The sequence below is a fragment of the Enterococcus sp. CWB-B31 genome (assembly GCF_020567645.1).
Taxonomy (GTDB): domain Bacteria; phylum Bacillota; class Bacilli; order Lactobacillales; family Enterococcaceae; genus Enterococcus_L.
In genome coordinates this window covers 611,457-633,363 of the sequence record NZ_JAJDJW010000001.1, presented here as the reverse complement: position 1 = coordinate 633,363, position 21,907 = coordinate 611,457, and the positions used below count along the sequence as shown (strand labels likewise).

The 21,907-nt window shown below is 39.0% G+C and carries 17 protein-coding genes and 1 pseudogene; 3 read left to right on the top strand and 15 right to left on the bottom strand.

Features of this window, described 5'->3' with window-relative positions:
• Positions 1 to 11: 11 nt before the first annotated feature.
• From LI954_RS02655 to glgB, 5 genes are all read right to left on the bottom strand, one after another.
• Positions 12 to 2,426, bottom strand: a complete 2,415-nt coding sequence (locus LI954_RS02655; RefSeq protein ID WP_420705937.1) for a glycogen/starch/alpha-glucan phosphorylase — start codon at positions 2,424 to 2,426, stop codon at positions 12 to 14.
• 164 nt (positions 2,427 to 2,590) lie between these two features.
• Complete coding sequence (glgA, locus tag LI954_RS02650; RefSeq protein WP_202067661.1) at positions 2,591 to 4,024, bottom strand: glycogen synthase GlgA; 1,434 nt, start codon at positions 4,022 to 4,024, stop codon at positions 2,591 to 2,593.
• A complete protein-coding gene (glgD, locus tag LI954_RS02645) occupies positions 4,025 to 5,176 on the bottom strand; it encodes a glucose-1-phosphate adenylyltransferase subunit GlgD (protein ID WP_229443446.1) in 1,152 nt (383 codons plus the stop codon).
• On the bottom strand, positions 5,166 to 6,308 hold the full coding sequence (locus LI954_RS02640; protein WP_229443445.1) for a glucose-1-phosphate adenylyltransferase: 1,143 nt from the start codon (positions 6,306 to 6,308) through the stop codon (positions 5,166 to 5,168). Before LI954_RS02640 ends, glgD begins: the two co-directional genes overlap by 11 nt.
• Before the next feature lie 231 nt (positions 6,309 to 6,539).
• Positions 6,540 to 8,459 (bottom strand): 1,4-alpha-glucan branching protein GlgB, encoded by a 1,920-nt coding sequence (gene glgB, locus LI954_RS02635; protein WP_202067658.1) that lies wholly within the window; start codon positions 8,457 to 8,459, stop codon positions 6,540 to 6,542.
• A gap of 666 nt (positions 8,460 to 9,125) precedes the next feature.
• On the opposite strand from glgB, the gene LI954_RS02630 reads away from it, so the two are divergent.
• Entirely contained in the window at positions 9,126 to 10,148 is a 1,023-nt protein-coding gene (locus LI954_RS02630; protein ID WP_229442376.1) for a LacI family DNA-binding transcriptional regulator, read from the top strand.
• Positions 10,149 to 10,217: 69 nt separating this feature from the next.
• Here the strand turns inward: LI954_RS02630 and LI954_RS02625 are convergent, their stop codons facing one another.
• The 9 genes and pseudogenes from LI954_RS02625 to LI954_RS02585 all read right to left on the bottom strand — a co-directional run bounded on the left by LI954_RS02625 (position 10,218) and on the right by LI954_RS02585 (position 18,361).
• Positions 10,218 to 11,900 carry a PTS lactose transporter subunit IIBC gene (locus LI954_RS02625; RefSeq protein ID WP_229443444.1) on the bottom strand — a complete coding sequence of 561 codons (1,683 nt, stop codon included), beginning with the start codon at positions 11,898 to 11,900 and terminating at the stop codon, positions 10,218 to 10,220.
• A 15-nt stretch (positions 11,901 to 11,915) separates the two neighbouring features.
• Positions 11,916 to 12,163, bottom strand: a pseudogene (locus LI954_RS02620) (PTS lactose/cellobiose transporter subunit IIA).
• A gap of 127 nt (positions 12,164 to 12,290) precedes the next feature.
• Positions 12,291 to 13,700 (bottom strand): 6-phospho-beta-galactosidase, encoded by a 1,410-nt coding sequence (lacG, locus tag LI954_RS02615; RefSeq protein WP_229443443.1) that lies wholly within the window; start codon positions 13,698 to 13,700, stop codon positions 12,291 to 12,293.
• 118 nt (positions 13,701 to 13,818) lie between these two features.
• On the bottom strand, positions 13,819 to 14,652 hold the full coding sequence (locus LI954_RS02610) for a PRD domain-containing protein (protein WP_229443441.1): 834 nt from the start codon (positions 14,650 to 14,652) through the stop codon (positions 13,819 to 13,821).
• 435 nt (positions 14,653 to 15,087) lie between these two features.
• Positions 15,088 to 15,387 carry a hypothetical protein gene (locus tag LI954_RS02605; protein WP_229443439.1) on the bottom strand — a complete coding sequence of 100 codons (300 nt, stop codon included), beginning with the start codon at positions 15,385 to 15,387 and terminating at the stop codon, positions 15,088 to 15,090.
• A 702-nt stretch (positions 15,388 to 16,089) separates the two neighbouring features.
• On the bottom strand, positions 16,090 to 17,061 hold the full coding sequence (locus tag LI954_RS02600; RefSeq protein ID WP_229443437.1) for a sensor histidine kinase: 972 nt from the start codon (positions 17,059 to 17,061) through the stop codon (positions 16,090 to 16,092).
• A 368-nt stretch (positions 17,062 to 17,429) separates the two neighbouring features.
• Positions 17,430 to 17,597: a hypothetical protein gene (locus LI954_RS02595; protein WP_202067655.1), complete on the bottom strand. Its 168-nt coding sequence runs from the start codon at positions 17,595 to 17,597 to the stop codon at positions 17,430 to 17,432.
• Complete coding sequence (locus LI954_RS02590) at positions 17,597 to 17,743, bottom strand: hypothetical protein (RefSeq protein ID WP_229443435.1); 147 nt, start codon at positions 17,741 to 17,743, stop codon at positions 17,597 to 17,599. Before LI954_RS02590 ends, LI954_RS02595 begins: the two co-directional genes overlap by 1 nt.
• A 468-nt stretch (positions 17,744 to 18,211) precedes the next feature.
• The gene (locus LI954_RS02585; RefSeq protein ID WP_229442372.1) at positions 18,212 to 18,361 is read right to left on the bottom strand and encodes a hypothetical protein; all 150 of its coding nucleotides are present in this window, start codon (positions 18,359 to 18,361) and stop codon (positions 18,212 to 18,214) included.
• 206 nt (positions 18,362 to 18,567) lie between these two features.
• On the opposite strand from LI954_RS02585, the gene LI954_RS02580 reads away from it, so the two are divergent.
• The gene (locus LI954_RS02580; protein ID WP_229443433.1) at positions 18,568 to 19,329 is read left to right on the top strand and encodes an ABC transporter ATP-binding protein; all 762 of its coding nucleotides are present in this window, start codon (positions 18,568 to 18,570) and stop codon (positions 19,327 to 19,329) included.
• Entirely contained in the window at positions 19,322 to 20,905 is a 1,584-nt protein-coding gene (locus LI954_RS02575) for an ABC transporter (RefSeq protein WP_229442370.1), read from the top strand. The genes LI954_RS02580 and LI954_RS02575 overlap by 8 nt, the downstream gene beginning before the upstream one ends.
• Before the next feature lie 206 nt (positions 20,906 to 21,111).
• Here LI954_RS02575 and LI954_RS02570 read toward each other — a convergent pair whose 3' ends face one another.
• Complete coding sequence (locus LI954_RS02570) at positions 21,112 to 21,471, bottom strand: hypothetical protein (protein WP_202067651.1); 360 nt, start codon at positions 21,469 to 21,471, stop codon at positions 21,112 to 21,114.
• Between the last annotated feature and the right edge of the window lie 436 nt (positions 21,472 to 21,907).

Below are 21,907 nucleotides of genomic sequence, written 5' to 3'. Positions count from 1 at the left end.
TACTGTCTCCCTTATTGTCCAGATTCATTTCCCGCTTTTCTTATCGGTTCAATCTGCCAAATATCCTCTGCATAGCGCTGCACGGTATAGTCCGAAGAAAAATGCCCGGCATGTGCTGTATTAATCAAACTGACTTTCTGCCAGCGAGGTTTGTCCCGATAAAGAGTTTCAATCGATTTCTGTGCATCCACATAAGACTGAAAATCACGTAAAACGAAGTATTCATCATTGTATCGAATCAGAGAATCGAAGATTTCCTGTCCTTCCACTTTTATATTTGGAATCGTTCCATCTATAAATGCATTTAATATGCGTTGAATAACCGGGTCGTTTTCATAAATTTTCAATGCTGAATAGTCCTGTGTCTCATAGTAACGGTACACTTCCTCTTCAGTTAAGCCAAAAATTGCTATATTATCATCCCCAACGATGTCTCGAATCTCAATATTGGCACCGTCAAGTGTTGCAATCGTTACTGCCCCGTCCAGCATCAGTTTCATATTGCTGGTCCCGGATGCTTCTTTGGAAGCCAGCGATATCTGTTCACTCACATCAGCTGCCGGAATAATCAGTTCTGCCAGAGAAACATTGTAATTTTCCAAAAAGACCACTTTTAATTTTCCCTGTATTATTTCATCGTTGTTAATCAGGCAGGCTGCTTCATTGATACACTTAATAATGTGTTTCGCATACGTATAGCTGGGTGCTGCTTTTGCACCAAAAATAAAGACTCGTGGGTAAATATCCGCTTCTGGATTGTCCTTCAGTTCAAAATACAACTTTAGAATATGCAGCAAATTTAATAACTGACGCTTATATGCATGGAGACGCTTAATCTGAACATCAAAAATTGCATCTGCCGAAACCTCAATTCCCGTTGTTTGCATAATATAATTCGCCAGTCGTACTTTATTCGTATGCTTAGTATCTGCCAACTTCTGCAAGACTTTCGGATCATCTTTATAATTCATCAGTAAATGCAGATCGTTGGCTTCTTTACGCCATGAAGTTCCGATCGTCTGATCCAGCACATTTGCCAAGGGTTCATTCGCCAGCTGCAGCCAGCGTCTTTGAGCAATGCCATTTGTTTTATTGTTAAATCGTTCCGGATATAGCAAATAGAAGTCATGCAGTACGACCCCTTTCAGCAAGTCCGAATGAAGCTTCGCCACTCCATTTGTACTGTGACTGCCGATAATTGCCAAATGTGCCATATGTACATGGCCGTCTTTAATGATCCTTGTCCGTTCAACCAGCTCAGAATCAACTAACAGTGTCATTTCCTCCACAAATCGACGATCAATTTCTTCAATAATCTGATACAGTCTCGGTACAACTTCCTTCAACATCGATATCGGCCATTTTTCCAAAGCTTCCGCCATAATTGTATGATTTGTATAGCTCATCGTTTTGACTGTGACATTCCAGGCCTTTTCCCAGCTTAATTCTTCTTCATCAACCAGAATACGCATCATTTCCGCTACACACAGTGCCGGATGGGTGTCATTGATATGGATAGACACATAATTTGGCAGATCAAGCATGGCAACTCCAGTTTTTTTCTGCGAAAGAATGATACTTTGAATCCCTGCTGAAACAAAAAAGTATTCCTGAACTAAACGCATCAGACGTCCTTCATAATTGGAATCATCTGGATAAAGGACAGAGGTCAAATCCCGAAAATCCCGGCGTTCTTCAATACTCTGATATCTGTTCTCTTCAGATTCAGGAATTTCCGCTGACCAAAGTCTCAAGGTATTAACTATATTGTTATGATAACCCAACATTCCAGTATCGTATGGAACGGCTCTCAGAACCTGCTGGTTTTCATAGACCGGTTTCAGTTTCCCATCCTCATCCTCTTTTAAATAAACATGCCCGCCATAATTTACATTAACAGCCTTGCTGGCTTTACGGACTTCCCAGGCATTACCTTCACGAAGCCATTCATCCGGCAGCTCTACTTGATTACCATCAACAAATTTTTGTTTAAACAAGCCATAATCGTAACGGATACCATTCCCATTTCCCGGTAATCCGCAAGAAGCAATGGAGTCCATAAAACAGGAAGCCAAACGTCCCAGTCCGCCATTTCCCAACGCCATATCCTTCTCCACTTTGCAAAGCTCTTCCAGATCAATACTCATTTCCTTTAAGCTGTCACGAACAGTATCCAGCAGCCCCATGTTCAGTAAATTGCTTTTCAGCATTTTACCTGGTAGAAACTCTATCGAAAAATAGTAGGCCTGCTTACATTGCGAAGCACGTACTTCCTTTCGTGTATCCTTCCAGGCATTTGAATAGTATGCTTGAATCACTGATCCCAACGAGGCGAACAATTCATCGTTGGAGGACTCCTCAACCTCATTGGCAAATTTTTCCCGTACGCGTCGCTTAAAATCTTTTTTAAACTGTTCTTTTGTAATGTTCATTAGTCACTTACTCCCTTGATTATTTGTAAAACAAGAGGTCGGGACAACCGAATTGCTGTCTCAACCTCTGTTATCATTTAACGCCAAAGTTGATTGTAACAATACTTCTTTTAAGTATACCCCGTTTTCTAGAACAAGTACGAACAACTATTTAATTCTTAACGTTCTGTTAACAGTTGATAGAGCCCTATATATTCTTTAGCAGGAGAATCCCAACTGAAATCTTTTGCCATAGCTGTTTGAATCAGCTGCTGCCAGACTTCCGGTTCCTCTCTGTAAACAGCTGCTGCCATTCGAATCGTTTCCATCAGATAAACAGAACGAAACTCAGAAAAACCGAAGCCGGTTCCTTCTTTTGTTATTGGGTTGTAAGGAATCACGCTATCCTTCAACCCGCCAATTTCATGAACTACAGGTAGTGTTCCATATCTCATGGAGATCATTTGCGAAAGTCCGCAAGGTTCAAACGCAGAAGGCATCAAAAATAAATCTGCTCCAGCATAGAACAGCTGAGCCAGCTTGACATCAAAAGAAATACTGACAGCACATTTTTCTGGAAAACGATGAACGAACGCTTTAAAGCCTTGTTCAAATTCGGCTTCTCCTGTTCCTAACACAACCAGCTGCACATCATCCTGCATCATATATTCCATCTCATCCATCAGCAGCTGAAAGCCTTTTTGGTGTGTCAGACGACTGACAATCGCCATCAACGGAACATCCCGAATCGGCAATCCCATTTTCTGTTGGAGAGCTGCTTTATTTGTTGCTTTTCCTGTTAAATCTTCTTTTGAAAAATTGGCAGGGATTAACGGGTCTGTCTCCGGATCATTGATCTCATAGTTAATTCCATTTAGAATGCCGCTTAATTTATCTTTTGCCATCCGCAGTACACCATCGAGTCCTGAGCCAAATTCCGGTGTCTGAATTTCTTCGGCATAAGAAGGACTAACCGTATTAACCCGTCCAGCATACAAGATTCCTGTTTTGAGAAAATTGATATTATCGTCAAAACGAACAGTTCCGTCATAGTAACGCTCTTTTCCCATTCCAAAGAGGTCCGACAAAATATTTTCACCAAAAACACCCTGAAATTCAATATTATGAATCGTCAGGACTGTTTCAATCGCTTGGTAGGCCTGAATCCAATAATACTTTTCTCTGATGAGAAACGGAATCATCGCTGTGTGGTAATCATTTACATGAATGATATCTGGAATAAAATCAATTTTCTCCATCATCTCAATCACAGCAAGCTGGAAATAGGCAAACCGTTCTCCATCATCATAATAACCGTACAATCCGTCACGATCAAAATAATACTGATTGTCAATAAAATAATAGGTGAGTCCATCAAGTACCATTTTTTTTATACCGCAATACTGGCGGCGCCAGCCGACATTCACATAAAAGTAAAAAACATCTTCACAGAGCTCCTGATATTTCGTCGGCATTTGCTTATAATAAGGCAAAACAATACGTATATCCGCCCCTTTATCCTTCAATTGTTTCGGCAGCGCTCCGGCAACATCACCCAGTCCGCCGGTTTTGAAAAATGGTGCACATTCAGCTGCAGTAAATAAAACTTTCATTCAGATCTCTCCTTCAGACACATTTGCGGTGACATGTTCTCCTTTTCGGATCACTACCGGCTTCTCCGGCGTTCCTATAATCTGCACACCGGGATCAACAATAACATTTTTATCAAGTATAGCATATTCAATTTGGGCATTAGAGGCGATTTTGGCGCTCCCGTTGATAATGGAATGCTTCACTGAGGCACCTTTGTCAATTCTGCTTCGGCGGGAAACCAGCGAATGCTCCACCGTTCCCTGAATCACACAGCCAGTCGCAAACTGACTGCTGTTCACCTTAGAATTTTCAGAGTAATAGGTTGGCACTTCATTTTTCAGTTTGGTATAGATTTTTTGATTCGTATACATTAAAGCGTTAAACTTAGCCGGCTCAAGCATATCCATGTTGGCTTTATAATAAGACTGCAGACTGTGAATATTTTTTAGATAGCCGGTATATTTATAGACTGAATTTTTTACAGCACCAAGCTGACTTTTCAGAAAATCTACCAGATTTGGCGATACACCATGTTTCTGAGCTTCTTCCAGTGACTGGATCAGCCAAGCCGTTTGAACAATAAACGCATCCATACTAAGATTTCCAGTCTCAGTTTCAGAGCTGCAATCCTTCAATGTATGACAGCTGCTGACTTGTCCGTTTTCATCAATATCCAGTAACGTGTCTTTCGAGCAGACACTTTCCTTATTCACTCGTTTATAGACAAGTGTCATTGTATTTTGCTGAGCCTGATGGATTTTCAATATCGCTCTAAGATCCAGATTGCAGAGCATTCGGCTGCTCATAATCACTGTGTACTCAGATTCAGATTTATTCAGATAATCAATTACTGAGCTGAAGTAAGGTTTTCCTTCGTTCTTTCTTTTAATAAAGTCCTGATAAAAGTAAGTGAAAAAGCGATTCTTCAACGAAGCCAAATTCCATTCTTTTCCACCACCAATGTGGTCAAATACAGACTGGGTTTCTCCATCATTAAAAATCATAAATAGGCTGTCGATATTAGCATTTACCACACTAGACAGCTGGAAATCAATCAGTCGGTACTTACAGTCAAACGGAAGCATGGCCAGTGGCCGTTTTTCAATCAACGGCATTAAATTGTCAAATCGTTCCACATTTCCAATAATTGCGCACATTCTATTAGTCTTCATCGCTTTTCACCCCAATTACTTCAGAATACCCTACTACAACAATTTCTTCTTCATCATAAACTACAGCATTATCACCAATTACAGCGTCTTCACCGATAATCGCATTTTTGATGGTCACATTCTCACCTATTTTTGCACCAGGCATAACAATACTTTTTTCTATTGTCGTTCCTTCCTTCACCTGAACATCCGTCGAAAGAATACTGTCCTTGATTTCTCCGGCAACATAACAACCGTCTACAATCAGAGAATTTTTCACAGAAGCTGTCTCCGTTAAAAAGTGCGGCGGCGAACTGGTATTTTTAGAGAATATTTTCCAGGTCCGATCTCGAATATTCAGCTCATTTTCAGGATCAATAAATTCCATATTCGCTTCCCATAGTGAATCAATTGTCCCCACATCTTTCCAATAACCGCTGAAACGATGGGCATACACATTGTCCCCGGCATCCAGATAAGCAGGAATAACATTTTTTCCGAAGTCCAGCATTTGGCTGTCTTTTGAATAGCTGTTGGTCAACAATTCTTTTAAACGGGCCCAGTTAAAAATGTAAATACCCATTGAAGCCAGATTGCTTTTAGGCTCCTCCGGTTTTTCTTCAAATTCTATAATTCGATCATTCTCATCAGTATTCATGATCCCAAAGCGGGAAGCTTCTTTAATCGGTACCTCAATCACCGCAACAGTCAGAGAAGCATTATGTTTCTTGTGTTCTTCCAGCATTGCTTCATAATTCATTTTATAAATATGGTCTCCGGAGAGCACCAGTACATATTGAGGACTCATTTGGCTGATATAGGAAACATTTTGATAAATTGCATGAGCTGTTCCCTGAAACCATTTTTCTCCATCTGAGCTTGAGTATGGCTGTAAAATTGTCAATCCGGAGTTGATGCCATCCAATCCCCAGCTGGCTCCGTTACCTATGTGACTATTTAAAGCCAGAGGTTGATATTGAGTTACCACAGCAACATCAGTAATCCCCGAGTTGACACAATTACTTAAGGTAAAGTCAATAATGCGATATCTGCCTCCAAATGGTACAGCAGGCTTTGCGATATTTTTGGTTAATTTCCCTAATCTTGTTCCTTGTCCTCCGGCTAAGATCATTGCTAGCATTTCATTATTCATCTTTTTTACAGGTCACTGGGCGAATCTGAAACCTACAGCTGAAATCTGAATTTTTCAAATACGTCCTAGATCCCCTTTGCCTCCTTTCATCCTCAAAAATTCTATGCATCATAAGATATTCCAGTGCTGATAAAAGTTTTGTCTTCACCTGAACTAAGCAGGATTTTGCTGAACAGACCAATAACGAGCACTTTTAAATCCTTTTTATAATTTTCAGACTACCCCTAGCTATTACCTTTTTTTCCGTGTATTGATATCCTTTGGCTTTAAAATGATGGCGCCGAGTGCAGGAACAATCGTTCTGATCTGATACCCTAGCTGCTTAAAGGACTCTGCATAGGTTTCAGCAGGCGCATTAGATTGGGTCCAGGTCCCGCCGAATTCCTTCATTTCAGTATTCAGAACCTCCTCATAGATTCCTTCATAAGGAACACCAATCGGAAAATCCTGCCGTTCAACCGGTGTCATATTCAACACAATAATTAAAAAATCCTTTTTAGCCTTTCCTTTACGGATATAGCTCAGAATTGTTTCCTGGCTGTTATCTGCATCAATAATCTCGATGGTGTCATAGCTGTGATCCAGCTCCCACAGTGCCCGATTTTCCTTATAAAATTGATTCAAATATTTGGTAAACTGCTGCATTTTGGCATTCATTTCATCAGTAAGATCGCGCCACTCAAGTCCTTCATCATACTTCCATTCCAGAAACTGCCCCCACTCACTACCCATGAACAATAATTTCTTCCCAGGATGCGTCATCAGATACACATAAAGATTTCTAAGCTGCGAAAACTGTTTATAACGATCTCCCCACATTTTATGCATCAAACTCTTCTTCCCATGAACGACTTCATCATGAGACAGCGGTAAAATAAAGTTTTCATCCATCATGTACATAAAAGAAAAGGTCAGTAAATTGAAGTGATCCTTTCTAAATACTGGATTCATTTCGTAGAATCGCAGCGTGTCATTCATCCACCCCATGTTCCATTTGTAGTCAAAGCCCAGCGCGCCGGTTTCAATCAGTCCGGTAACCTGCGTCTCCGAAGAGCTCTCTTCAGCTATCATTATCGTTTCAGGATAGGCCAGTTTGATGACTGCGTTCATTTTCTGCAGAAAATAATACCCTTCCAGATTTCGATTACCGCCCTCATGATTCAGCGTCCAAGGTCCTTCATCATAGTCTCTATACAACATGTTTGAAACAGCATCTACTCTGATACCATCCAAGTGATACATTTCCAGCCAAAACAACGCACTTGAAATTAAAAAGCTTTGCACCTGAGGTTTCCCTAAATCGAAATTCAGAGAGCCCCAGCGGATATTTTTAGCACGGTCAGGATCTTCGTATTCAAACTGCGGAGTTCCGTCATAATAAGGCAATGTATCATCATTGATACAAAAATGTCCCGGTACCCAATCCACAAGAACACCAATATTATTCAAATGACAGGTCTCTACAAATTCCTGAAACTCTTCCGGTGTTCCATAATAAGAGCTTAAAGCAAAATAGCCAATCAGCTGATAGCCCCATGACATGCCTAAAGGGTGCTCCATCAATGGCATGAATTCAATATGGGTATAGCCCATCTCTTTAACATAAGGGATCAGTTCTTCTGTCAGCTGACTAAAGCTGTAAGGAGTACCGTCTTCGTTCTGCTTCCATGAACTCGCATGAACTTCATAGATATTCATCGGGCGTTTAAAATAGTCCGATCGTTTCTTTCTGCCCAGCCATAATCCGTCCTTCCACTTTCTCTCAAGAATAGTGTGGATCACTGCTGCATCATTGGGGCGCTTTTCAAAATGTACTGCAAACGGATCAATCTTGTAGATTTCCCTTCCTCCTGCCTGTCGAACCTTATATTTATAATAATCCCCTTCCGACGGCAATTCAGTAAACAGCTCCCAGATCCCATATGTTTCCAATTTATTCATAGCCAAAGAATCTGTCCATCCATTAAAATCGCCAACCAGCCAAATCTGTTCAGCATTTGGAGCCCAGACTCGAAAAACATATCCATCCAAACCGTTTTTTGTCTCTCTGTGAAAACCAAAATAATGATGACTATAGAAATTTTCACCTGAAAGAAATCGTTGAAGCTGATCTTTTTCCGGTGTATTCCCTGACTGACTTGTTTCGTCCATTCTCAACCTCCTCTGCTGAAATTATTTTTCGGGAACTGCTCTCTGTTTCAGGACTATTTTGGGAGTCCTTATAATCAAATTTTCATTTTTGTTCCACTTAAGTATAAAAGAAATGGAACAAAATAAAAAATATATACACTCCACACTTTATTTTAACATAAAAACGCTTTCATTCATTAGTATACTTATGCTTTCATTGAAAAGTGTTTTAGTTCTTTTTTCTCAAAAAACAGCTCTAGTTATAAATGTTTTTATTGTATTTTGTAATAAAAAAACAACCGATCAAAACAATGGCAATACTATAACAAAGTAAAAAATTAGAATTCAATAATATATTTTACTGTTTGCTAACAAAATGACAATAATTAGTTTCTATGACTTGAAAAATGCAGCTAATATTTTTATCTTGTTATTAAATCATCAAACAATAAAATTAAGGTCAATAACTGAGTCGATTCATTATTCAGAGCTAAATTCATTTATGATAAAATCTAAGCGATATTATCTTCTAACTTACTTCCTTCTATTTTAAATCTGTATATTTTGTTAAAACAGATGATTCATCTTCTTCACTCATTCAATTTTTACTTAAATTGGTAAATTTATTGTTTTATAACCTGTTGTTCAGGTATAGTATTCTTAAGATATTATTGTGGGAGGCAGGCTATGGTTACAATAAAGGATGTTGCAAAAGAATCCGGTTATTCACAAGCGACTATTTCCAGATTATTTAAAGGTGATGAAACATTAGCCATTACCAGTAAAGCAAAAAATAAAATTATTGCAACTGCACTGGCACTGGGTTATGACCGTTCAAAAATAAAGACGACTCTTCATAAAATTGCTGTACTGTTTTGGTTGTCTGAAACGAAAATGATGGAGGATATTTATTTCAACTATTTGAAGGAGGAATTATTCTCATACAGCAAGGCAGCCAACATGGCACTTGAATTTGTCTCAAAAAGTGATGGGATCGAAGCGATCCCACAGGATGTTACAGGATTTATTGCGATTGGACCGATTACGAAAAAAGAATTGCTTGCTCTTCATAAAAAAGGATACAAGGGAGTTGTCAGAGGAATTAATCCGCTGCCGAAATTTTTTGATACCGTAGAGTCAGATATCCAGTCGATGACCCGTGAAGCCATTGATTACTTTCTTGAAGCAGGGCTGACCAAAATAGGCTTTATCGGTGGAGCATTCCAGAATCCCGATACAATGATTGATGAGATGGACAGCCGTGAATATGTATTCAGAGAATATCTGACACAGAAAGGGCTGTTCAATGAGGACTATGTATTCAGCGGAGGTGAGTTTTCTGTTGAGCAAGGCTACGAACTTGCAAAACAGATGGCTGATAACCTGAGTTCTGACTTGCCTGAAGCCTGCTTTGTTGCTTCTGATACGATTGCTGTCGGTGTTTTACAGGGATTTCATGAAAAAGGAATCTTGCTGCCTGAGCAGATAGCCATTATCAGTATCAATGATTACGAAATTGCCAAATACGTTTCACCACCTTTGACAACATTCCATATAAATGTGAAGGAAATGGCTAAAACAACAATTGATCAGCTTTCAGATCAGCTGGTTTATCCCCGCACCATCACAAAAAAAGTTTTGCTTGATGCTGAATTGACTGTTCGTAAAAGTTTCATTCCGATTGAAACAAATAAAAATCTGGTAGAATAAAAAAATAATCCTGACTTTCAAATGTGAATGTAAACATCTGAAAGCCTGGATTTTTTACTTAATACCGAACTAAATGACTCTTAAAACAAAATCTACTGCACCTTTCGGATCACGTGTAAGATTGATGTATTCTGCTCCTTTCGTCGCAATCACCTTCACACCTAACTTGTCAGCATCCTTTTTAATGTCTTCCAGGTAAGAATTTATCTGAGGCGCCAAAACTATTAAATCAAAATTTTTCATAATATCGTAATGAGAGCCGTATGCTCCCGCTTGAGCTGAGATAGCAATTCCGGTTTCTTTTGCCCCTTCTTCCAGTGCCTTCGCCAGCATGGTACTCGTTCCAGCTCCGGCACATAACACCAGTACTTTTTCCCCATCCCTGATTTTTTCCTTTTCAGCTTCTGTAACAGCAGTAATTATATCCCCAACCTGCTTTTGCTCCTCTGCAATTTCTTCCTCAACTTCAGCAATCCCACTGTTCACAGCTTCTTCTTCAAGCAGCACCGCATCATAGGCTTTAATAAACGGCAAGTAAATCACTGCATCTACAAAAATCAATACAAGCATCAGTACAATTGCCAGCAGACTGAAACCCGTCCCCATAATAAGTCCAATGGGTGCCGGTGTCGCCCAAGGCAGAACAGAAATAAAGCTGTTCATTTTCAAAATATCCACAAAAAATTTAAAAACCCAGACATTGGCAATGGGAGTCAGTAAAAACGGAATCAGAAAATATGGATTTAAAATTATTGGTGTCGCAAACAGCAGCGGTTCATTTACAGCAAACGAAACTGGAATAAATGAAGCTTTTCCGACTGCCTTTAATTGTTTTGACTTGGCAAACAGCATAAACAGAAACGGTACAACTAGCGTGGCTCCTGTTCCGCCCATCGTTCCGACAAAATTACCCAGTCCAACTGTCAAAACCTTGGAAGCCTGCTCACCATTTTTAAAAAGTTCAAAGTTTGTTTCTACATTCGCATAAATAATTACAGCAATTGCCGGTTCAACGATCGACGGACCATGGACACCGACAAACCAAAACATAGCCATAGCTCCCCAGATAATCGCAATCCCAACATAGCCGTCTGCAGCACCAAATAACGGCTGCAGAAAGGTAATCACTACTTCGGCAAAAGAACCGTTTGTAAATATTCGAATTACTGTGTCTATGATTACCGCTGAAAATACAGCAAAAGAAAAAGGGATAATATCGCGAAACATTTGGGTAATCGTACCAGGCACTTCTTTTGGCATACGAATGGTAAGATCTCGTCTCACACAAAACTTATAGATATTTACCGTCAGAAAAGCTGCAATAAAAGAAGCAATCAGTCCTTTTGTCCCCATGTAATCAGTAGAAACTCCTCCATCTATCTGGTTCGCTCCCAGCATCAGAAAACCGCAGATAGAAGCCAGCATAACAGAAATTTCATTCATCTGTTTACCTGAATCACTCAGCCGACGATTCATTGAATTAGCCAGACAGCGAGCTGTTGTAGCTGTAACAAGCAGTCCGACAAAGCCCATGGAATATCCGTAAACCTTCCACAGCCAGTTTGAGAATTCTTCAGGCAGCGCAATATTAAAGACCTCCGGAACAGCAGCAATCATAATAAAAATACTTGAAAAAAGAATGGCAGGCATTGCTGTAAGGAAGCCGTCACGAATGGCACCTAAATAAATGTTTCTGGAAATTTTCTCGAAAAATGGCTTTCCTTTTTCAATCTGTTTAATCATTGCATTCATAAAGTATCCCCTTCTCTATTTATGATATTTTTCTTTATACAGCTCAACAAAATCTTTGGCTATTTCACACAGCAGAATCGTTGTCATCAAATGATCCTGACCATGAATAAAAATAAATTCAGTTCCAGTTCTTTTCCGGCTGCTTCATCTGCCAGAACATTAGTTTGTGTATTATGAGCCAACTTCAACTTTTCATCAGCTTCTGCCAATTCTGTTTCGATATTTTCAAAGTTTCCAGTGTGTATTTCACGACTAAGCGTCAACAGCGTACTTCGGGTATCGCCAGAATAGGCTGCGACTTCAAAACCAAGCATGGATAATTCTTCTTTTATCAGCTCATTTTCTCCTTGTTTTCAGCCAGTTTAATATTTTGTTCCTTATTTTTTCTTCCTATATAATTGTTTTTGTATCACTGACTAGCTTATACCAGTAAGCTGATTCTTTTGGATAACGTTTTTGTGTATCAAAATCCACATAAAACAGCCCATATCGTTTTTTATATCCATTTACCCATGAGAAAACATCCATCAACGACCAAATAAAGTAGCCTTTCACATTCACTCCCTGTTCGATCGCTTCTGAGAGTGCGATAAAATGCTGCCGCAGATAATCAATACGGGCATCATCCATAACAACTCCGTCTTCAAAGGGATCTTTGTACCCCAAACCATTTTCTGTAATAAAAATTTTATTGTAGTTTGAATACTCTTCTTTAATACGAAGCAGTAAATCATAGAGTCCTTTTGGATAAATAATCCAGTCCCAGTCTGTTTTAGGCAGATCATTGCGGACAATACGTTCCCCAATTCCCTTAATTCGATAAACCTGTGTCCCTTTTTCACCAGTTGTATTGTAGTTCAGAGTACTTTCTCCCTCATATTTTTTTACCCAATGGCTGCCATAGTTATTGATTCCCAGAAAATCATTGCGGTCTGCCGCTCTTTTCATTTCAACAAAATCTTTTTCATCAATCGCAACAGATTGGTTATTCGCTGCCAAAATCTCCTGAACATCCTGCCAGGTGCTGTCAGTATAATAGCCCAGATAGGTCGCATCTAGTAAAAATCTAATGGAAAGCGCATCATCCAGTTTTGCAGCATGGATATCTTCCGGCTTATCCGTTGCAGGATATTTCATTTCCAGCGAGTGTACCACGCCGATCTCTCCAGTATAGCCATAATCTTTGAATATATTTACCGTTCGGGCATGAGCATACATCATATTATGCAGACAAGTAACTGTTTTAGAAAAATTAAATTGGACTTCCGGCGGAAATGAACCTAACAAATACTGATTGGATGCAACGGGATAAATTTCATTAAATGTACTCCAGTAATAAACTTCCGAGAATTCTTCAAAACAGAATTTTGCGTAGTTCACAAAATGTTCCGCATTTTCACGGTTCAAAAAATCATCTTTGTCAAACAGCTCTTTAGGTGTATCAAAATGATGCAGTGTCACAAATGGAATCACACCATTCTTTTTACATTCTGCAAAGACATTGTGATAGAATTCGACGCCTTTCCTGTTCACTTCTCCACACCCTTTAGGGAAGATTCTGCTCCATGCAATAGACAGTCGAATGCTGTTGATATTAAATTTTTTACACAGTTCCAGATCCACTGGATACTGATGATAAAAATCGCTGGCAGGGTCTGCTGTGTAACGACCTTTATCCACTAAAAAAGTATCCCAGATTACTTGACCTTTTCCGTCTCCGGTTGTTGCTCCTTCAGCCTGATAAGCTGCCGTTGCCCCTCCCATAATAAAATCCTCCGGCAATGTATGCTGCTTCTTCATAACTATCCGCTCCTTCATCTGTTTCTTTTCTCATTTTCCAGCTATTTAAATACTATATTTATTGCTTTATTCTTTAGATAAACCTGAATTCAGTATCTTGTTACTCGGTCTCCCTGTCTTATAAAAGTCGTTGCATGTGCAGCGTTAGATAAATACGTTCAGTACTGCTCAGCTCCCTACCGCTTTTATTTTTAATCAACTGATAGAGATAATTGCCGATTTCATAAGCTTTGGGATAATCAAATTTTAAGTGCTCATCAAGATTCTGAGATAGCTTATTGGGATTTTGAGCTTCTCTGTCCAAGTTTTTCGTAAAATACATCAGGTGAATCATTAACCGGTCATAGAAATTCTGATTTTCCTGTGTCCGTCTGATACCTATGCGGTTCAGTTCACTCTCAACAAAAGAAAGGATACTCATCTTTTGACTTGTTTTGGGTTCTATAGAAGACTTCTCTCTTTTCGCATTAATAAAATGAAGTGCAATTCGAGCCGCCTCATCCTCAGGATATTCCGGGCTGATTCTCTCCCGAATGATTTTTATTGCATACTTACCTATTGCAGTCTCTATGGGATACTGCTGAGCAAAGTCCGGCAGCTTACTTGGTACATACAGTCCTTTTTTAAGGTTCCCGCAGCTCCAGTAAACATGATCGGTTAATGTGATATATAAATATTCCTGTACCGCATACTGATAGTTCTCTATCGCTTTGTCAATCACTTCATAGGTTGTCCTAATATACTCCAGCGGTACATTTTTCAACAGCTCAGCAAAATTATGCTGCACCTCCTCATCTCGAAGGAGAAACAGATTACTCACTGCTGCTTCCGGTACCAGCTCCCCTTTTTTCTTTTGAAACGCGATCCCTTTCCCCATGGCAATTGCCTGCTCACCATTTTCCAGACGAACAACAGCAATATTGTTATTGAGCGGTTTTACGATTCGGTACACACACTCACCCCCATATAAATAAAAAAACGCGAATGATAAACAGCAAATAAATTCGAACAAAACTTCTGCCATTTACAATCCGCGGTGTCGCCTAATCGAATTAGTTACGATCCACTAACTATTTAATTATAGTTCCTTAATTTCAATATATCATATGAATTAAAAAATGTAAACGTTTTTAAGTAAATTAATTTACTTGATAAAGTAAAATTATTGATTTGTTAAAATTAAGAAGAACTACTCATTGATTTGTAAAAAAAGAAACATATCCAGAGCTTCCCGGAAGAACAGTTGCGTTCTCTCCTTAATTCGGCTCTAAACATGCTTCAATACAAAGTTTTCTATTTTGTAGCTTTTCTAAACTCTCTAATGATAGCTATTTTCTTACTGCTTATAGCACTCATTGTCATTAATTTTCCACTTATATACTTCTTGCTAAAATTTTCTGCCCATACATCTACGTGAACCAGATAGCGCCAGCATGAGATAAAAAAACAGGCCCAGTATGATTAGATAGCTGATACAACTCATCCAGAAATAGTGCCACAGATTCATACCGCTGAGTGCATTCACTACCCAAAAAGCAACTGCTGTATGGGATACAGCCAAAATCATTGGAGCAAAATACATCAGGAGTATCTGATAAGTTGCTATCCGGCGGCGCAGCTTTGGCTGAAGCCCCATCTGATAAAGATTACGGTGATAACATCCCTCTTTATCTAAATCTCCAAACAAACAGAAATATAAAATTGAGGCAGTGAAAATAATGAAGACCCCATAATCGCAACAAACTATCCCTTGTCACCCGTTAAATCAATTCCTTTCAGCACTTCAACAGGAACTTCATTCGTATAAGTCTTAACTAAATAACTGATCTCTAAAACCGGCATACTATTATCCTCCTCTTTTCAGTATCTTAAGTGTATCAAGATCACTTCATTCTTCCTATTGCCGAAGCTGTCATTTTTCTTACACAGTTATAAGAAAATGTTGAAGAGAAGCAAGATAATCAGTCTGCTCAAACAGCAGCAAATTCATTGAGAGTGGGACAGAAATAAAGTTCCAAACGATCTTTGTATATCCCCCGAATAAACGGCGGTACAAAAGCAAAAATTCTTTTTGCGACGAGTAACCGCAGGAGCAGCTCCTTCGGAATTAAACCGAACGAGCCTGAAAATATGAGCAGCTCCAGGTTCTTCACCGAGTAGATAACAGGACTTCATCTACTCTACTAAAGCAATCCCAGTGAAGCGCCCGTCAACTCTCGTATGTTCCCTACGTAGAAATTGATGTGATCGAAACACAGCGTAGTGTATCAATTCATAGCTATTCATTTTATGAATCGTGTTTCTTGACAATTTTCGGATATTCTTTCTTAATTCTTGGAGCTGATTGCTTTTGTCCCGAGCTAGACTGAAAAGAGCGATTATTCTATATCTAAGACTGCTGTTTTGGAAACTCTACTGAGGCAGTCGTTCCTTGTCCTTCAGATGAGTCAATTTCAACCATAATTCCCAGGGGATCAGCAGCCAGTTCAACAAGGTACAGGCCCATTCCTGCAGCTTCTCCTGAATCTCGTCCATTTTCGCCAGTGAAAAACGGCTGCCAGACACGAAACAAATCTTCTCTTGGAATTCCTATGCCAAAATCATTAATTATCACGTTTGGTTTCTCATCTAAAAGCTTAGTCTCAATCAAAATATTTCCTTTTGGATGAGAATATTTAATCGCATTAATCAACAGTTGTTCAATAATAAAAAACAACCATTTTTCATCAGTAATTACTATTATATCTTCATCCAAATGCACTACAGGATACGTCTCATACTGAATGAAATAATTCTTCTGTGCATTGATCACTTTATTCACTATCTCTGAAAGTGAGACCTGCTTCAGCACAAAATCTTTTTCTATCCCCTCCACCAATCTGGCTTCATTTAAAGCCAGATCCAAGCCGCTTTTCAGTCGCTGTGTTTCTGCCAATACAGCATCACTGTCCAGCTGATTTTCCTGTGCCAGCATTTCCAGTGCAGTGAGCGGTGTCTTCATCTGATGGACCCAAAGATTCATAAACGTTACTTGCTGCTCCCGCTTTTCACTCTGAATCATCAGATCGATCTCCTGGTCCTTCAATACCTTGCTGACCTTTCTCTGAATAGCTAAACTTTCCGGATTCGTATCTCCAGATGCTATTCTGTTTGTCTGACCGCTTAAAAATGCATAAAGCTGGCGTTTCATGTAATAATCAACTGCAAAATACATTAGAAAAAGAAAGCTCCCCACCCCCATTAGATAGGCGGTTAGTTGCCAGTTGAATGTCTCTGTCAATCCAGAGATGAAAAAAACAAATAGAAAAATTCCACAACACAGCAAAAATTTAATCCAGTAGTTTTTGATATATAGTTTCATTATTCACCTTTCCAATCCATTTGATATCCTTTATTTCGTATCGCTTTTATTTTATTCGGCAGTCCCATATCCTCCATTTTTTTTGAAGACCTTTCCTATTGACAGGCAGCGTACTGTCATCAATAAAACGCTGATCATCCCACAGTTTCATTAATAAGTTTTCCTGCTTAACAACATTGGGGCATGCTGAATCAGCAGTTCCAGAAGCACATCTTCTTTTTCATCAAAGACTCGTGTTTTCCATGCTAGTGAACCTCCAGCCGTTCTGAAAAATACTTCAGCTCATGATAGATAAAAATCCGTTCCCCCACTACCAAATATTCTCCATAAACCAGTTGCAGCTGGCTTTTAATTTGGGCAATCAGTACTTATGTATCCGCTGGTTTCCCCAAATAATCATCCCTGCCATACTCCATTGCCATAACCTGATCCATTGAATAATCCCGAGCAGACAAAATAATAATCGGCACATTTGACTGTTTACGAGTTTCTCTGATCCAGTAAAAACTGTCAAAATCTGGCGGATTGATGTCCATCAACCAAAATCAGGCTGCTGCTGTTGAAATTCATTTTTCAAATGTTCAAACTCATTTGCCGGAACCACTTCAAAGGCATATTTTTCAATAGCAGTCTGAAGCAAGCGGGGCAATGCCGCATCATCCTCAATCAAATAAACTCTCATTCATCCCCTCCATTTCGGTATAACAATTCCCTACTCCTGCCTCTCATATTAGATTTTAACAAAACAAAAGGAAGAAAGCGAAAAAAACAAGAAAAGGAATAGTATTTTTTTGAACTATTCGTATATCCTAGTGAATATTAAAGCAAAATTCATGTTAAGTTTATTTTCAAACCAATAAATATAATATTTCTTCTGAAAAATGAAATTGAGTATAGGGGAAAGTTGAATAACTTTCCACCCCTCTCACATCACCTAGTATATCGCCCGAATTAAATCTAATCTAAGAAACGTACAGCCAACACGGGAGCAACTTAGCAAAGAACGCCGATTTCATCCCTAACTGGAATCAAACCAACTGGAACTATCCGTGTAAAACAGCTGTTGATTCCCAAATTTCCTTTGACACTGCAAAAATTCTTGATCATCCAATCTTTTCATTTCCACTAATTCAAACATAAATCCTATCATTTAACGAAATCCAGCAATCCCTACATGCAGACTTTCTATCATAATGCCGGCATCTCCCAGATACCCCGAGTCAATTAATCCAAGTTCCTCATTTAGTTTGTCTTTGTCCAAGCCTTGGTTACAATGAAGCAGAGCTGTACGAATCAGCACCTTAAGCTGTTCTTTGGAATTTTCCGTGCCAATATCTGTTTTAGCCAGACAGTCAGATTGTCTTTTAAATCCTTTTGCTTCAAATTTACTTATATCTTTGCGACAATACTATTTGAAAAAAATTCAACACATATTCGCTTTCCAAAAATACCAAGCTGCACGTATAATGAAAGAGGAAGTATTTAATAAGAAAAGGTGGGATGTATATGATCGAATTAGTAAATGTCAGTAAAAGCTATGGCACAAAGCAAGCACTGAAAGATTTAACTTTAACAATCAGACCGGGGGAAATTTTTGGCTTTCTTGGACACAACGGTGCCGGTAAATCAACGACCATTAAGAGCTTGGTCAGTGTCATTGAGCCCACAACAGGCACAATCACAATTGATGGGCTGGAACTGAAAGCAAACAGAATTGCCATTAAAAAGAAAATAGCCTATGTTGCAGATACACCGGATATCTTCCTGCAGTTAACAGCAGGTGAATATTGGGATTTAATTGCAGCAGCTTACGAAATTGAGATAGGACAGAAACAGCAGCGGTTAAATGAGCTGGCAATTTTGTTCGATATGCTGAGTCATCAAGACGAAACCCTGGCAAGCTTTTCCCATGGGATGCGTCAAAAGACAATTGTTATCGGTGCCCTGCTGCCTGATCCTGATATTTGGATTTTAGATGAACCGATGCAGGGATTGGATCCTCAAGCTGCGTTTGATTTAAAAGAATTGATGAAAGCTCATGCACAAAAGGGAAAAACTGTCATTTTTTCTACACACGCTCTTGATACAGCACAGCAGTTGTGTGATGAATTAGCTATTTTGAAAAAGGGTGAGCTGATTTATAACGGTTCTGTCAAACAGCTTTTGGAACAATCTCCGAATGAATCCCTAGAAGCAATTTATCTGAAGATGGCTGGACGTCAGTCAGATACGCTGCTGGAAAGCATTGAGGATAACGAACATGAATAAGCTGCAGCTTTCAGAATTGGTGCGCACAAATTTACGTTATGCCAATCCTCAGATTACTGACAAGCTCCGTAGAAAAGGAAAAAGCGGAAAAGAACTGACACGTTCTCTGATTAATCAGTATCTGTTTTCCGGCGTTGCATTTTTATTCATCTACGGTACTACGATGTTTATGCTGGATTTCAGCAAACTGCCGGGATTCTTTACTTATTACGTGGCATTATTCACCATCTTAGCATTTTCACAGGGAATTTCTGTGATTTATAATATCTTTTTTGAAAGCCGGGACCTTCCTGCTTATCTTCCCCTGCCATTTAGTCAGGGTACGATTTTTCTGTCAAAAATTTTAGTAGTGACAATGACCGTTTCACCCTTTGTATTTCCCATGTTCATTGTCTTTATGATGACCGGCTGGCGTTCAGGAATTTTTATGCCGCTGACTATCCTACTATCACTTTTGCTGTTCCTCCTTATTCTGGCTATCGTTTTTACTTTTTGTTCTCTCATTGTTTTTGGTTTAACTAGAACCAGCTTTTTCAAAAAGCATAAAAAAGTGGTAACCAGTTTATTATTGGGGCTTTCCATGACTATTGCAGTCATCGGGATTGTCTGGATGAATATGGAAAGCTCTTCAACAGGGATAGAGCAGATGGACCGCAATCCAATTATATTTTTTATGCCGATTTTCCATATCAGTGCAACACCATTTTCAACAGCTGGATTAATTAGTTTTGCAGGGCTTTTAGGGCTTCTTCTGGTGTTGTTTGAAGGAATCAAATTACTGATTTTACCAAGACTTTACGAACAGCTGACTGAGGCATCTGCCGCAAAAGGAAACATTCGACGTACGTATAAAGCCAACCAAAGCTTATCCCAATTGTATATCAGCTACAATCTCCAGTTGTTAAAAGAACCAAATTTGATCATGCAGGTACTTTCCAATTCTCTGCTGATGCCGATTATCTTCATTGTTACATTTGCAATCGGCGGAATGCTGAATTTAAGTGCACTAGACATTCGTTTTATTGGTGTCGTTTTTCTTGCGGGCGCAGCCATAGCTGCGATGACAGTTAATCAGACTTCCTTTATCAGTAATCTGATTTCATTGGATCAGGAAAATTTTACGTTTTTACAATCCCTGCCAATCTCCATGCATTATTATATGAAACAGAAATTTTTAGTTGGTTTGATTATTCAAAGCATTCTAACCGGAGCGATTTCATTAATTGCAGGTTTTGTTTTCAAACTGCCGCCAGCTTTAATTATCGCTCTTTTAGCCGGTGCACTCTTGGGATGCTTCTTGTTCTGCCTGCGTTTTTTTTCTAGGGATTATCAATTTCTTTTGCTGGACTGGACAAGTATCACTCAGCTGTTTAACAGGGGTTCCGGCAGTGTCGGCCTTGTTGTTACTATGCTGGGAACTATATTCGGCAGTATTCTGGTTCTTACAGCTTATGGATTTGCCACAGCATTTCTGCCTTTCTGGCCGCTGAACCTGTTTGTTCTTGCTGTACTTTTCCTTTTTATCTTTCTATGGATTCGCCACTATCGTAAAAAATTCTGGCATCAGTTTAAATAAACAGGGATGGACAGTCAAAGCTCTTTCTCGGATTTTTCATCCGATTCCGGACTTCGGCTGTTTTTTTCTTCATCCTCTGTATAATATCCATACGCATTTTATAATTAAGTACACTACGATTCTTTAACTGAATAGCATAAATAAGCACTGGTTTTCAGATTTTTATATCTAAAAACCAGTGCTTATTTTTTTACCTGCTGCCATGTTTATTCTAAATATGCAAGTTTTACAGATGAATAGATAAACGTATCGCCATCCTCTGCTCTTTTCAAAATAACAGCAAAAGAAGCAGAGCCGTCCATCTCTCCTGTCGGAAGAGGAAATACCAACGGTGCTACTCTCAGCCGTGTATATTCTCCAAACATCTGATCAAAATCATCAAGCGCAAAATCCACAAGATCATCAATCTCTTCAATAAATCCTGTAACCGTTCCAAAAATCCGATCGTTCGCTTTCTTATTTTCACCATATTTCTTTCTCAAAGACGCTTTGTACTCTTCCACTGTCATAAAACAAAAAATCCAATCCAACGGTTGAGCCAAAAAATATTTGTAAACCCTAAACATTCCTATCCCTCCCTCTTTCTATACTTTAAATCGGCAGCCAGCTCTATCTCTATACTGCTCTGCGAAAATCTATTTTCTCTGACCTGAATCAGCTTAAAAGATGACTATCTCAATAACATGGAATGATTTTTCTTATACGAAAAACACTTGCTTATTAAAACTACACCATCAAAGTCCTGTTAGTCAACCTTACAGTTGAAATTTTGTTCTGTTATTTATCAAATAATGTGGAAAAACAAGAGAAATCCTACTCTTTTTCTGATTATCTATTCCTTTCCACCTTTCATAATCGTTATATAATAATTGTGTTTACACTGCTTTTATTAATTACTGCCACGCAATTTTAAAGGACGAAACATGCATCATAATTTATTAATGAGCTGCAACAAAAAACTTCCCTATTCAGGAAGTCTAAAAAATAAATGTAAGATGAGCT

Coding starts and splice junctions, on each gene's coding strand:
- glgA (WP_202067661.1), bottom strand. CDS start 4,024: ATGAAAGTTTTATTTACTGCAGCTGAATGTGCACCATTTTTCAAAACC.
- glgD (WP_229443446.1), bottom strand. CDS start 5,176: ATGAAGACTAATAGAATGTGCGCAATTATTGGAAATGTGGAACGATTT.
- LI954_RS02640 (WP_229443445.1), bottom strand. CDS start 6,308: ATGAATAATGAAATGCTAGCAATGATCTTAGCCGGAGGACAAGGAACA.
- glgB (WP_202067658.1), bottom strand. CDS start 8,459: ATGGACGAAACAAGTCAGTCAGGGAATACACCGGAAAAAGATCAGCTT.
- LI954_RS02630 (WP_229442376.1), top strand. CDS start 9,126: ATGGTTACAATAAAGGATGTTGCAAAAGAATCCGGTTATTCACAAGCG.
- LI954_RS02625 (WP_229443444.1), bottom strand. CDS start 11,900: ATGAATGCAATGATTAAACAGATTGAAAAAGGAAAGCCATTTTTCGAG.
- lacG (WP_229443443.1), bottom strand. CDS start 13,700: ATGAAGAAGCAGCATACATTGCCGGAGGATTTTATTATGGGAGGGGCA.
- LI954_RS02600 (WP_229443437.1), bottom strand. CDS start 17,061: ATGAAACTATATATCAAAAACTACTGGATTAAATTTTTGCTGTGTTGT.
- LI954_RS02595 (WP_202067655.1), bottom strand. CDS start 17,597: ATGGACATCAATCCGCCAGATTTTGACAGTTTTTACTGGATCAGAGAA.
- LI954_RS02590 (WP_229443435.1), bottom strand. CDS start 17,743: ATGAGAGTTTATTTGATTGAGGATGATGCGGCATTGCCCCGCTTGCTT.
- LI954_RS02580 (WP_229443433.1), top strand. CDS start 18,568: ATGATCGAATTAGTAAATGTCAGTAAAAGCTATGGCACAAAGCAAGCA.
- LI954_RS02575 (WP_229442370.1), top strand. CDS start 19,322: ATGAATAAGCTGCAGCTTTCAGAATTGGTGCGCACAAATTTACGTTAT.
- LI954_RS02570 (WP_202067651.1), bottom strand. CDS start 21,471: ATGTTTAGGGTTTACAAATATTTTTTGGCTCAACCGTTGGATTGGATT.